General features: G+C 68.5%; 13 protein-coding genes. 2 read left to right on the top strand and 11 right to left on the bottom strand.

All coding sequences use genetic code 11. The features are described 5' to 3' along the window. Positions 1-31: 31 nt before the first annotated feature. The 11 genes from purH to cutA form a co-directional block, all read right to left on the bottom strand. Positions 32-1642, bottom strand: a complete 1611-nt coding sequence (gene purH, locus AC1Q5A_RS10775) for a bifunctional phosphoribosylaminoimidazolecarboxamide formyltransferase/IMP cyclohydrolase (RefSeq protein ID WP_492700711.1) — start codon at positions 1640-1642, stop codon at positions 32-34. A 69-nt stretch (positions 1643-1711) separates the two neighbouring features. Beyond that, positions 1712-2035, bottom strand: coding sequence for a helix-turn-helix domain-containing protein (locus tag AC1Q5A_RS10770; RefSeq protein WP_492700710.1), 324 nt, complete (start codon positions 2033-2035; stop codon positions 1712-1714). A 143-nt stretch (positions 2036-2178) separates the two neighbouring features. Beyond that, complete coding sequence (locus AC1Q5A_RS10765; protein WP_492700709.1) at positions 2179-3036, bottom strand: zinc-ribbon and DUF3426 domain-containing protein; 858 nt, start codon at positions 3034-3036, stop codon at positions 2179-2181. Between the two features lie 62 nt (positions 3037-3098). After that, positions 3099-4094 (bottom strand): 50S ribosomal protein L11 methyltransferase, encoded by a 996-nt coding sequence (gene prmA, locus AC1Q5A_RS10760; protein WP_492700708.1) that lies wholly within the window; start codon positions 4092-4094, stop codon positions 3099-3101. Positions 4095-4252: 158 nt separating this feature from the next. Beyond that, the gene (gene accC, locus AC1Q5A_RS10755; RefSeq protein WP_492700707.1) at positions 4253-5623 is read right to left on the bottom strand and encodes an acetyl-CoA carboxylase biotin carboxylase subunit; all 1371 of its coding nucleotides are present in this window, start codon (positions 5621-5623) and stop codon (positions 4253-4255) included. A gap of 10 nt (positions 5624-5633) precedes the next feature. Then, positions 5634-6104, bottom strand: a complete 471-nt coding sequence (gene accB, locus AC1Q5A_RS10750; protein ID WP_492700706.1) for an acetyl-CoA carboxylase biotin carboxyl carrier protein — start codon at positions 6102-6104, stop codon at positions 5634-5636. Positions 6105-6180: 76 nt separating this feature from the next. Further along, a complete protein-coding gene (aroQ, locus tag AC1Q5A_RS10745) occupies positions 6181-6633 on the bottom strand; it encodes a type II 3-dehydroquinate dehydratase (protein WP_492700705.1) in 453 nt (150 codons plus the stop codon). Between the two features lie 132 nt (positions 6634-6765). Continuing rightward, on the bottom strand, positions 6766-7305 hold the full coding sequence (locus AC1Q5A_RS10740) for a TlpA family protein disulfide reductase (protein WP_492700704.1): 540 nt from the start codon (positions 7303-7305) through the stop codon (positions 6766-6768). After that, a complete protein-coding gene (locus AC1Q5A_RS10735; RefSeq protein WP_492700703.1) occupies positions 7305-9488 on the bottom strand; it encodes a protein-disulfide reductase DsbD family protein in 2184 nt (727 codons plus the stop codon). Before AC1Q5A_RS10735 ends, AC1Q5A_RS10740 begins: the two co-directional genes overlap by 1 nt. A gap of 72 nt (positions 9489-9560) precedes the next feature. Then, complete coding sequence (locus tag AC1Q5A_RS10730; RefSeq protein WP_492700702.1) at positions 9561-10457, bottom strand: DMT family transporter; 897 nt, start codon at positions 10455-10457, stop codon at positions 9561-9563. Between the two features lie 59 nt (positions 10458-10516). Continuing rightward, a complete protein-coding gene (gene cutA / locus AC1Q5A_RS10725) occupies positions 10517-10867 on the bottom strand; it encodes a divalent-cation tolerance protein CutA (protein WP_492700701.1) in 351 nt (116 codons plus the stop codon). A gap of 219 nt (positions 10868-11086) precedes the next feature. Between cutA and AC1Q5A_RS10720 the strand changes: the two genes are divergently transcribed. Further along, on the top strand, positions 11087-11380 hold the full coding sequence (locus AC1Q5A_RS10720; RefSeq protein ID WP_007514157.1) for a co-chaperone GroES: 294 nt from the start codon (positions 11087-11089) through the stop codon (positions 11378-11380). A 119-nt stretch (positions 11381-11499) separates the two neighbouring features. Next, positions 11500-13152 (top strand): chaperonin GroEL, encoded by a 1653-nt coding sequence (groL, locus tag AC1Q5A_RS10715; protein WP_492700700.1) that lies wholly within the window; start codon positions 11500-11502, stop codon positions 13150-13152. Positions 13153-13171: the final 19 nt, after the last annotated feature.

Raw genomic sequence — 13171 nt, 5'->3', positions numbered from 1 at the left:
CGTGAGTGCGCCGCTGCCGGCGCAGTCCGGTTCAGTGGCGGAAGTGGCGCATCCCGGTGAACACCATCGCCATGTCGTGCTCGTCGGCTGCGGCGATCACCTCGGCGTCGCGCATCGAGCCGCCGGGCTGGATCACCGCGCTGATGCCGGCTGCGGCAGCAGCGTCGATACCGTCGCGGAACGGGAAGAACGCGTCGCTCGCCATCACCGAACCGCGCACCTCCAGCTTCTCGTCGGCCGCCTTGATGCCGGCGATCCTCGCGCTGTACACGCGGCTCATCTGGCCGGCGCCGATGCCGATGGTCTGACGGTCGCGGGCGTAGACGATGGCGTTGGACTTGACGAACTTGGCCACCTTCCAGGCGAAGATCAGGTCGTGGATCTGCGCCTCGGTGGGCGCGCGGCGGGTGACCACCTTCAGGTCGGCGGCGGTGATCATGCCGGTGTCGGCGCTCTGGATCAGCAACCCCGAGCCCACGCGCTTGGAGCTGTTGCCGGGGTGGGCGCCGAGCAGGTTGCCGTCACCCGGCAGCGGAATCTCCAGCACGCGCACGTTGCCCTTCTTCCGGAAGGCGGCCAGCGCCTCGTCCGCATAAGCCGGCGCCAGCACCACCTCGACGAACTGGCGTTCGACGATCGCGCGCGCGGTGGCGCCGTCGACTTCGCGATTGAACGCGATGATGCCGCCGAACGCCGAGGTAGGGTCGGTCTGGAAGGCGAGGTCGTACGCCTTGCCGATGCCGTCCAGGCTCACCGCCACGCCGCACGGGTTGGCGTGCTTGACGATCACGCAGGCCGGCTTGACGAAGCCGCGCACGCATTCCCACGCCGCGTCGGCGTCGGCGATGTTGTTGAACGACAGTTCCTTGCCCTGCAACTGGCGGAAGGTGGCCAGCGTGCCCGGCGCCGGATACAGGTCGCGATAGAACGCGGCCTGCTGGTGCGGGTTCTCGCCGTAGCGCAGGTCCATCAGCTTCACGAAGCGGCCGTTGACCTGGCCTGGGAACGCGGCATGGCCGGCGATCGCGTCCTGCGTGTCGTTGAGTTCCAGTCCGGACAGGTAGTCGCTGATCGCGCCGTCGTAGCTGGACACGTTGTTGAACGCGGCCACCGCGAGCTTGAAGCGGGTGGCGCGGGCAAGGCCGCCCTGGCTTTCGATCTCGACGAGTGCGCCTTCGTACTGCTCCGGCGAGGTCAGCACGCCTACGTCGTTCCAGTTCTTCGCCGCCGAGCGCAGCATCGCCGGGCCACCGATGTCGATGTTCTCGATCGCCTGTTCCAGCGTGCAGCCGGGCTTGGCTACGGTGGCTTCGAACGGGTACAGGTTCAGCACCAGCAGGTCGATCGGCGCGATGCCCAGCTCGGCCATCACCCTGTCGTCGGTGCCGCGGCGGCCGAGCAGGCCCCCATGCACCTTCGGGTGCAGCGTCTTCACGCGGCCGTCCATGATCTCGGGGAAGCCGGTGAGGTCGCTGACCTCGGTGACCGCGATGCCCGCTTCGCGCAGCGCCTTCGCGCTGCCGCCGGTGGAGAGCAGCTCGATGCCTTTCGCGGCGAGACGCCGGCCCAGGTCGATCAGGCCGGTCTTGTCGGAAACACTGAGCAGGGCGCGACGGACCGGGACGAGCTGGGGGGCGGACATGGGCGGGGTTCCTTGGCGGGAAAGCCGCTCATTATAGCCGTCCCGCGCAGGGGCGGCCGGATGGGGGGATTACAGCAGGCCGTGCGCGGCCAGCTTCTTGCGCAAGGTGGCGCGGTTGATGCCCAGCGCGGTGGCGGCGCGGCTCTGGTTGCCGTCGTGAAAGGCCAGCACCTCGCGCAACAGCGGCAGTTCGACCTCGCGCAGGACCAGCGCATGCAGGCCCTCGGTGCATTCGGTGTCGCCGATGTCGGCGAGGTAGCGGCGTACCGTGCGGGTGACGCATTCGCTCAATGCGCTCTGCCCCTGGGAGCTGACGCCTGGCGAACCTGCGTTCTGCGACGAGGTCTGTTTCGCGGCCTCGACGGCAGGCAGTCTTACGGCATTCACGGACATCTTCCCTCAGGTGCGAGGCGGCGGCTGCATGGGCCGCTGCGTTATGGTCATGGCTGTCGCGGCAGATCGCGGGGTGTCGAGTACCGGCTTGGCGATCTGCGCAGAGGGTCGAGTCTACCCGCGTGTGCCGATAATTTTAAGTGCTATTCGAAACCAAGTTCGAACCCCACCGCCTTGTCGCCGGGGTCCTCCACTTCCAGCAGCAGCACCGCGGCTGCACCCGGCGCCAGCCCACGCTGCAGGGTGGCCTCGTCGTCGAGATACTCGTGCGGCTGCAGCCGGCGCATCGCGATGCGCTGCCCCCGCGCGTCGGACAGGGTGATCGTCAGCACCGGATAGGGTTGGGCGAATGCGGCGTCGTTGCGCACGCTGGCGCTGATCATCAACGCGCCGGCAACGCTGGGATGGGCCTGCACGTTGCTGGCCAGCAGATGCAGCTGCTGCGGCGCGGCGACCAGCGGCAGGCGGCAGGCGAGCAGGGCGCAGCTGCTGCGCAGCCAGTCGCCGGTAAGCGGATTGCGGATCAGCTCATCGCGCTTGGCCCAGGCCAGCTGGGCGCCGAGCAGGAGCGCCAGCGTCAGGCACGCCAGCACCCACGGCCAGCGCCGTTCGGTGGACAGCCTCCCAGGCCGATGCCGCGCGCGCCGGCCCGATCGTCCGGACGGGCGGGCTTGCGGCTCGCGCGCAAAGCGCGGTGCGAACACCAGCTGCGAAAAATCCTCGATCGCCGCTGCGCCTCCCCTAGCCGCATGGTCGCCGGCCACCACCACCGGCGGTTCCGGGCGCGGCCGGTAGACCACCAGGTCGAGGCACGGCGGCTCGAACGCGGATTCGTTGACCGGCAGCTCGACGAAGGGCTCCGGCGGCAACTGCCCGGTGAGCGTGGCAAGGCTGTCGAAGCTGGCATGGCAGTGTCCGCACACGGCGTGGCCGTGCGCCTTCGCGAGTGTCTGCGCATCCAGCGAAAACACGGACAGGCATTCGGGACATTGGGTGTACATGCGAGCCGCTTCGATCGAACCGCGGCAAGCTTAGCAGGGAGTCGCCGGCGGCCGTCGCCCGCTCAGCGGCGGCGGCCGCTGATGCGCACCCAGTCCTCGCGGGTATCCACGCGCAGTTCATCGAACCATTCGGCGTAACGCTGCAGCAACTCGTCCTGCTGGCCGGCTAGGATGCCGGAGATCGCGAACGGTGCACCGGGTTTCGCCGCGGCGGCGAAGGTAGGCGCCAGTTCGCCGAGTGGGCCGGCGAGGATGTTTGCGATGAAGACATCAGCGGGCGATGTGCATGGATGCACAAGTGCCGCGGGCGCAGGCGACGGCATGGATGCCGGAGGTAGAGCAATGCAGGGAGCAATTGCCGAATGCGCAGGAGCGGCCTCCGCCTCGACGTCCTCCGGCAGAAACAGCGCGAGCCGGTCGGCTACACCGTTGCGTTCAGCGTTGTCGCGCGAGGCGGTGAGCGCCTGCGGATCGTTGTCGACGCCGACCGCGGCGGCCGCGCCGAGTTTCAGCGCGGCGATGGCCAGAATGCCGGAGCCGCAGCCGTAGTCGGTGATCGTCTTGCCGACCAGGTCGAGGCCGTCCAGCCACTCCAGGCACAACGCGGTGGTGGGATGGGTGCCGCTGCCGAAGGCCAGGCCGGGGTCCAGCCTTACGACGACCAGTCCATCGCCCGGCGGCGGCTCGATGTTCCACGGATAGATCCACAGCCGCCGGCCGAACGGCATCGGCTTGAACTGGTCCATCCAGGCGCGCTCCCACTCTTGGTCGGCGACCTCGGTGAAATTCAGCTGGTCGGGTTCGAGCCAAGGCAGCAGTTCGCCCAGCGCGGCGGCGAGGCCACGCCGGTCGGCGTGCTGGTCGAACAGGGCGTCGAGCGTGATCGTGGGCCACAGCGGCAGCTCGCCCACGCCCGGCTCGAAGATCGCCTGTTCGTCCGGCGTCTCGGCATCGGCGTCGCGCAGCGTGATCGACAAGGCGCCGAGGTCGTCCAGCGCCTCTTCCGCGCGGGGCTGCTGTTCGGTGCGGACGACCAGGGAGAGTTCGAGGAAAGGCATCAGGCGGGGAGTGAGAGGAGAGGAATGGAAGAAGAGCCGATGGCTGGAAAAGTTGTCGGAGAGAGGATCTTTCGGTGTGGCGGCGTGGGCGAGGCCGATTCAGGGGGCGCGCTGCGTGCGTGCCCCCTCTCGTTCCTCACCCATCTCCACATCACCGCTTACTCTTCGCCGGCCGCCTTGTGTTCCTTCTGCTCGGCCATCCGCTTCTCGAGGTAGTGGATGTTCTGGCCGCCATGGTGGAAGCCGGCGTCGGCCATGATCCGCTGCTGCAGCGGGATATTGCACTTGACACCCTCGATCACCGTCTCGGCCAGCGCCAAGCGCATGCGCGCGATCGCCGTCTCGCGGTCGGGGCCGTGCACGATGAGTTTGCCGATCATCGAGTCGTAGTTCGGCGGGATGCGGTAGCCATCGTACAGGTGGGTGTCCACGCGCACGCCGGGGCCGCCGGGCGCCTCGAAACGCTTCACCGTGCCGGGGCTGGGCATGAACGTGTCCGGATCCTCGGCGTTGATGCGGCACTCGATCGCGTGGCCGGTGATCTTGACGTCCTCCTGGCGGATCGACAGCTTCTCGCCGCCGGCGATCAGCAACTGCTCGCGCACCAGGTCGATGCCCGTGATGAATTCGGTCACCGGGTGCTCGACCTGGATGCGCGTGTTCATCTCGATGAAGTAGAAGCGGCCGTTCTCGAACAGGAACTCGAACGTACCGGCGCCGCGGTAGCCGATGCGCAGGCAGGCATCGACGCAGACCTTGCCGATCGCCGCGCGCTGCTCCGGCGTGATGCCCGGGGCCGGGGCTTCTTCCACGACTTTCTGGTGGCGGCGCTGCATCGAGCAGTCGCGCTCGCCCAGGTGGATCGCGTTGCCCTGGCCGTCGGCGAGCACCTGGATCTCCACGTGGCGCGGATTCTCCAGGAATTTCTCCATGTACACCTGTTCGTTGCCGAACGCGGCCTTGGCTTCGGCCTTGGTCATGGTGATCGCGTTGCCCAGGTGCGCCTCGGTGCGCACCACGCGCATGCCGCGGCCGCCACCGCCGCCGGCGGCCTTGATGATCACCGGGTAGCCGATCTCGCGGGCGATCTTGACGTTGGTGTCCACGTCCTCGCCGAGCGGGCCGCCGGAGCCGGGCACGCACGGCACGCCGGCCGACTTCATCGCGCGGATCGCCTCGACCTTGTCGCCCATCAGGCGGATCACTTCGGCGGTCGGGCCGATGAAGACGAAGCCGGACTGCTCCACCTGCTCGGCGAAGTCCGCGCGCTCGGACAGGAAGCCGTAGCCGGGGTGGATCGCCTGGGCGTCGGTGATCTCCGCCGCGGCGATGATGCGCGGGATGTTGAGGTAGCTGTCGACCGACGGCCCTGGGCCGATGCAGATCGACTCGTCGGCGAGGCCGACGTGCTTCAGGTTGCGGTCCACGGTGGAGTGCACCGCCACGGTCTTGATGCCCAGACTGTGGCAGGCGCGCAGCACGCGCAGGGCGATTTCGCCGCGGTTGGCGATGACGACCTTCTCGAGCATCCGGGCGGCCTCAGGCAATCACGAACATGGGTTCGTCGAATTCCACCGGCTGGCCGTTCTCGATCAGGATCGCCTGCACGGTGCCGGCCACGTCGGCCTCGATCTGGTTGAACATCTTCATCGCCTCGATGATGCCCAGCGTCTCGCCGGCCTTGACCTGCTGGCCGACCTTGACGAAGGCCGGCGTGCCCGGCGTGGCCGAGGCGTAGAACGTGCCGACCATCGGTGCCTTCACCACGTGGCCGGCGGGCAGCGCGTTCGCGATCGCAGCCTCGGCGGATGGCGCCGCGGGAGTCGCGGCGACCGGGGCGGGCGCGGCGGCCATCACGACCGGCGCAGCCGGTACGGCGGCCGGGGCGGGTGCGGCGCTCTTCGGCACGCGCGACAGGCGGACGACTTCCTCGCCCTCCTTGATTTCCAGTTCGGCGAGGTTGGATTCCTCGAGCAGGTCGATCAGTTTCTTGATTTTGCGCAAATCCATCGGATCAGCCTTTGGTCAGTCATGCCACCGGGGTGGCTGGATAGTGGATGGGGCGGGCCATACGACGGCACTCCGGTCAGGGCGCGGCCGGCGCCTGCAATCGCTGCAGCGCCGCGTCCAGCGCCAGCCGGTAGCTGTCGCCGCCGAAGCCGCAGATCACGCCGAGCGCGAGGTCGGACAGGTACGAGTGGTGGCGGAACGACTCGCGGGCGAACACGTTCGACAGGTGCACCTCGATGAACGGGATCGCCACTGCGGCGAACGCGTCGCGCAGCGCGATGCTGGTATGGGTGAACGCACCGGCATTGCACAGGATCATCGCGGTGCGGTCGTCGCGGCTCTGGTGGACGCGCCCGACCAGCTCGTGCTCGGCGTTGGACTGGAACCAGGCCAGCTCGTGCCCGGCCGCGTGCGCGCGCTCGGCCAGTTGCCGGTTGATGTCGGCCAGCGTCTCGCGGCCATAGATGTGCGGCTCGCGTGCACCCAGCAGGTTGAGGTTGGGTCCGTGCAGGACCAGGATTTTCGCCACGAAACCGCCCCGCCAGCGTCCGGAGGCCCCGGAACCCGGCGCAGTGTGCGCGCAGTCGGGAATCTTGTCCAGTTCGCTGCAGATCGGCGATGTTTGACGGAGAAGCGTCGGGTTTCCGTGCGTGACCGTATGTCAGCGTCTGGCTTTCGCCGGTGCCAGCCAGCGCGCCAGCTGCGCGGCGGAGAGCGGGCCGGCATGTGTGGCCAGGATGCGCCCATCGGCGCCGATCAGCACGCTATAAGGCAATACCTGGCGCGTATTGCCTAGTTTAAGCGAGCTGCTTGGTGGCCCCATCTCCCCGATCAGGATTGGATAATCCACCGGATGTGCGGCCAAAAAGGCGCGAACGTGTGCGGGCTCATCCATCGCAATTCCTACCACGATCGCTCCCTGTTCGCCGAACTTGGCCTGGGCCTCGGCCAGCGCCGGCATCTCCCGCAGGCACGGCTCGCACCAGCTGGCCCAGAAATTCAGCAGCACGCGGCGCCCGTGGTAATCGTCCAATCGATGGGGTTTGCCCTCGAGGTCGGGCAGCACGAGTGGCGGCGGCAGCTGGCTGAGCAGCCTTGGCGGCGGCGTCTCGACGGCCCGCTGGCGGTGTTGCAGGTAGCCCCCCAGCGTGGCGGCCAGCACGGCCAGGCCGAGGATCAGCCAGTTGCTGCGGCTGAGCATCAGCGTGCCGCTTCGGTCAGCGCCTGCTCGACCATCGAGCGGGTCAGTACCGTGGACAACTGTTTGCCGGGACCGCTGTTTTTCGGGAACACCACATACAGCGGCACGCCGGGCGAGTGGTACTGCTGCAGGAACGCGCTGATGGTCGGGTTGACGTCGGTCCAGTCGCCCTTCATGTAGACCGCGCCGGTACGCTGGAGCAGGTCGCGGAACGCTTGCGTGCCCAGCACGGCGTGTTCGTTCGCCTTGCAGGTGACGCACCAGTCGGCGGTCATGTCGACGAACACCGGCGTACCGGCCGCGCGCAACGCAGCCAGTTTCTGCGGGCTGTAGGCGACCACGCCTTCCTCGGCCACCGCCGCAGCCGACGGCGGCGGCACCTGGGCCAGCAGGTACAGCGGTACCAGGGTGGCGAGCGCCAGCACCGCCACCATCAACTTGCCGCGCGCCCCGCGCGAGCGGCTGCGTTCGAACCACCACAGCGTCATCGCCAGCAGCACCATCGCCACCAGCACCAGGCCGACCGCGTCGGCGCCGCGCTGGTTGGCCAGCACCCACACCAGCCAGGCGGCGGTGAGGTACATCGGGAAGGCCAGCACCTGCTTCAGCGTTTCCATCCAGCGCCCCGGCTTCGGCAGCAGGCGCGCCAGCGCCGGCACGAAGCCGACCGCCAGGAACGGCAGCGCGAGGCCGAGGCCCAGCGCCAGGAACACCAGCAGCGCGGACAGCATCGGCGCAGCGAACGCGTACGCCAGCGCGCTGCCCATGAACGGCGCGGTGCACGGACTGGCCACCACCACCGCCAGCACGCCGGTGAAGAAGTCGCCGGCCGGGCCGGAGCGGGTGGCCAGGTTCGCCCCGGTATTGCCCAGCGACGCGCCGAACTGCACCACGCCTGACATCGACAGGCCCACCGCCAGCATCACGCAGGCCAGTGCGCCGACCAGCAGCGGCTGCTGCAGCTGCGAGCCCCAGCCCATCGCGTGGCCGGCCGCGCGCAGGGTGAGGATGCCCAGCCCCAGCGCGGCAAAGCTGCACAGCACGCCGGCGGTGTAGAACAGCGCATGCCGGCGCGCGGTGGCGCGGTTCTCGCCGCTTTCCAGCACGCTGACCGCCTTGATCGACAGCACCGGCAGCACGCACGGCATCAGGTTCAGTACCAGTCCGCCGCCCAGCGCCAGCAGCAGCGCTGCGAGCAGGCTGACCTGCAGTGGGCCGCCGGCGAGATCGGCCGGGGGCAGCTCCGGCGCCGGTGTGCCGGACGTTGCCGCACCGCTGTTCAGGTCGATCTCCAGCGTGCGCGTCATCAGCGGATAGCACAGGCCGCCGTCCTGGCAGCCCTGGAAACTTGCCTGCAGCGCGAGTCGCGTGCGGCCGGCCAGGTCGCCGTCCACCGTCACCGGCAGCTCGACCTGGTCGAAGTACACGATGACCTCGCCGTAGTGTTCGTCGTGATGTGCGGTGCCGGCCGGCCACGCGGGATGCAGCGTTAGGCCGGCGGCATCGGCGAGCTTCAGCGTGGTCTGGTCGCGGTACAGGTAATAGCCCTTCGGCATCGTCCAGCGCAGCAACAGTTGTCCGGGGCCCTGCGCCAGCGCCTCGAAACGGAACGCCTGCTCGGCCGGCAGCGGCGCGCTGGTCGTGGCGCCGCCTGCGTTGCTGCCGAGCCGGTTCAGCGCCGCGCCCAGCGCGTTGCCGGCCGCCGGCGTCGCCGTGACATCGGTAGTGGCCGGCAGCGGCAGGTCCAGCTTCTCGGTATGCGGCGGATAGCAGATCTTCGGCTCGACCTCGTGGCAGCCCTGGTATTGCACGCTCAGGGTGAGTCGCGGGGTGCCGGCGGCGACCGTGTAAGGGATGCTGGCGTCGACGCCGTGGTGGTAGGTCTCCACGTCGCCGAGGTATTCGTCGTGGTGCTTCTCGCCGTCGGGCAGCTGCGCTTCGCCGAGGGTGACGCCGTCGCCGCCCTTGAACTTCATGCGGCCGCGGTAGAGGTAGTAGTCCGGCGCGATCGTCCAGTGCAGCTTCAGCACGCCGGGCGTGGCGGCGTCGGCGCTCAGCTTGTACGCCTCGGTCACCGGCAGCAGGTTGTCCGTGTCCTGCGCCGGCGCAGCGCTCGGCAGGCCGAGCAGCAGGAAAGCCAGGACGGGCAGGCAGGCGGCCAGGCGGCCGGTGATCAGGCGCATCGCGATTCCAGTGGCACAACGGCAGGGAAGCCATTATGGACCATGCTGGTCGTGCCCCCGTTCATTGCGGCCTCATGTCTCCTCGACCGCCAGCGAGGGCGCCGTTCGGCGCGTGCGCACCAGCCCGGTGGTGAGCGCCGTACCCAGCAGGATCACCGCGCAGCCGCCGAGCATGCGGGCGCTCACCGGCTCATCGAGCAGCAGCGCGCCCCACAGCACGCCGAACGCCGGGATCAGGTAGGGGATCACCATGATGCGCGTCGCGCCAACCCGCGCCAGCACCCAGAAGAACATCACGTACGCAAGCGCCGTGCACAGTACGGCCAGCCCTGCGGCCGCCAACCATGCCTGCAGCGCCGGCGCCTGCGCCGGCCACGCCAGCAGCGTCGTCGGCAGCAGCAGGAGCGCGGCGACCATGTGGCTGCCGACCGTCACCGCCAGCGGCGTCACGCCGGCCAGGCGCAGGTGGGTGTAATGCACCGCGTAGCCGTACAGTACGGTGGCGGCGACGCAGGCGAGCAGCGCCAGGCCGGCGCCCGGTCCCAGCGCGAGGCTGCCCTCGGCCAGCCAGACCACGCCGGCGAAACCGATCGCCAGCCCGGCGCCGCGCCACGCATCCAGCCGCTGGCCCAGCCACAGCCAGCCGATCAGCGCGGCGAACATCGGCGTCATGCCGTCGATGATCGAGGCCAGGCCCGCCGGCAGGCTGCGCGTGGCGAAGGTGAACAGCACGAACGGCAGCGCCGAGTTGGTCAGCCCGACCACGGCGATCGGCCACCAGTGCGCGCGCCATTCGGCCCGGCGCCGGCGCGAGGCCAGCAGCGGCAGGAAGCACAGCGCGGCACCGATCGCCCGCAGGCCGGCCAGCGGCAGCGCACCGAAGGCGCCCGCGCCCATCCGCATGAACAGGAACGAGCCGCCCCACAGGGCGCCCAGCGACAGCAGCACGGCGTAGTCGATCTTCTTCATCTCGGGGACGGCAGGAATGGGGGAAGCCAAGTCTGCCGGGGTGCCCCTGACAAGAGTTGTCAGCAGTCTGGCGGCACCTCGCCGGTCGCGGCGCGCACCCAGTCCAGGTAGGCTGCGTGGCCGCACTTTACCGGCACCGCGATCAGCTCGGGCAGCTCGTAGGGGTGCAAGGTGAGCAGGCGGGCTTTCAACGCGTCGAGGCGGGCGGCGGTGGTCTTGATCAGCAGCAGTTCCTCGCTGTCGTGGGTCACGGTGCCCTGCCAGCGATAGGTGGATTGGACGGCCGGCAGGCGGTTGACGCAGGCGGCCAGCCGCTCGCCGACCAGCGCCTCGGCGATGGCACCGGCGCTGGCGGCATCGGGGCAGCTGCAATAGCAGAGCAGTACGGTGGCGGGGTCGGTCAGGGTCATGGCCGAAGCGTACCGCGGGTCGCGGAACGATTTCGCCGGCGGCCCTTGAAAGCGGTACCCGTCCGCCCAATTAGCTGTGGCATCCCCCGGTTCAAAGTTCTTGCAGCGGGGTCGTATACCCGTAAAATTGGCACTCACCAACTTTGAGTGCTAACAGGGCCGCCGTTCCGGGCCTTGAAAGCCTTGTCCATCAACCACTCAAGTCAGCTGGAGTCATCCATGAGCACACTGCGTCCCCTGCACGATCGCGTCATCGTCAAGCGTCTCGAAGAAGAGCGCGTCTCCGCCGGCGGCATCGTCATCCCCGACAGCGCCACCGAGAAGCCGACCCGCGGCAAGGTCGTCGCCGCCGGCACCGGCCTGATCATGAGCGACGGCAAGGTGCGCCCGATGTCGCTGAAGGCCGGCGACGTGGTGCTGTTCGGCAAGTACGCCGGCCAGGAAATCAAGATCGACGGCGAAGAGCTGGTCTTCCTGAAGGAAGACGACATCGTGGCGGTGATCGAGGGCTGATCCACGGTTGATTGGCCGAGCGCGAAACAAGCGCGCACGCCAGTCGCCTTCGGCTCCTTCCCGCACCACGTCCGCAAGATTGCCCGTACCTATTTCAAAATTTTTCAAGGAAAAATTTTATGTCCGCTAAAGAAGTCCGTTTCGGCGAAGACGCCCGCTCGCGCATCCTCAAGGGCGTGAACACGCTCGCCAATGCCGTCAAGGTCACGCTCGGCCCGAAGGGCCGCAACGTCGTGCTCGAGAAGAGCTTCGGCGCCCCCACGATCACCAAGGACGGCGTGTCCGTCGCCAAAGAGATCGAGCTGGCCGACAAGTACGAGAACCTCGGCGCGCAGATCGTCAAGGAAGCCGCCTCCAAGACCTCCGACGTCGCCGGTGACGGCACCACCACCGCCACCGTGCTGGCGCAGGCGTTCATCCAGGAAGGCCTCAAGGCCGTCGCCGCAGGCATCAACCCGATGGATCTGAAGCGCGGCATCGACAAGGCCGTCGTGGCCGCCGTGGGCGAGCTGAAGAAGCTCTCCAACCCCACCGCGAACGACAAGGAAATCGCCCAGGTCGGCACCATCTCGGCCAACTCCGACACCAACATCGGCGACATCATCGCCACCGCGATGAAGAAGGTCGGCAAGGAAGGCGTGATCACCGTCGAGGAAGGCTCGGGCCTGGACAACGAGCTCGACGTGGTCGAGGGCATGCAGTTCGACCGCGGCTACCTGTCGCCGTACTTCATCAACAACCAGCAGAGCCAGCAGGTCGAGCTGGACGACCCGTACATCCTGATCCACGACAAGAAGGTCTCCAACGTCCGCGAGCTGCTGCCGGTGCTGGAAGCGGTCGCCAAGGCCGGCAAGCCGCTGCTGATCGTGGCCGAGGAAGTCGAGGGCGAGGCGCTGGCCACGCTGGTGGTCAACACCATCCGCGGCATCGTCAAGGTCGCCGCCGTCAAGGCGCCGGGCTTCGGTGACCGCCGCAAGGCGATCCTGGAAGACATCGCGATCCTCACCAATGGCCAGGTCGTGTCCGAGGAAGTCGGCCTGTCGCTGGAGAAGACCACCATCGGTGACCTGGGCCGCGCCAAGCGCGTGGTGATCACCAAGGAAAACACCACCATCATCGACGGCGCCGGCGAAGCCGCGCGCATCCAGTCGCGCATCGGCCAGATCAAGGCGCAGATCGAGGAGACCTCCTCCGACTACGACCGCGAGAAGCTGCAGGAGCGCGTGGCCAAGCTGGCCGGCGGCGTGGCCGTCATCAAGGTCGGCGCGGCGACGGAAGTCGAGATGAAGGAAAAGAAGGCCCGTGTCGAAGACGCCCTGCACGCGACCCGTGCGGCCGTCGAAGAAGGCGTGGTGCCGGGCGGCGGCGTCGCGCTGATCCGCGCGCTGAAGGCGGTCGAAGGCCTGAAGGGCGACAACACCGACCAGGACCTGGGCATCGCGATCACCCGCCGCGCGCTGGAAGCGCCGCTGCGCGCGATCGTCGCCAACGCCGGCGAAGAGCCGTCCGTGATCCTCAACAAGGTGAAGGAAGGCAAGGGCAACTACGGCTACAACGCCGCCAGCGGCGAGTTCGGCGACATGGTCGAGATGGGCATCCTGGACCCGACCAAGGTGACCCGCACGGCGCTGCAGCACGCCGCGTCGGTCGCCGGCCTGGCGATCACCACCGAGGCGATCGTCGCCGAGCTGCCGAAGAAGGACGAAGGCCACAGCCACGGCGGTGGCGGCATGGGCGGCGGCATGGGTGGCATGGGCGGCATGGATTTCTAGGCCCGCATCCAAGGCACGA

The sequence above is a fragment of the Rhodanobacter sp. GW835-FHT13D09 genome (assembly GCF_058793995.1).
Note: the sequence above shows the minus strand (reverse complement) of the source record. Positions and strands in the feature narration are given on the sequence as shown.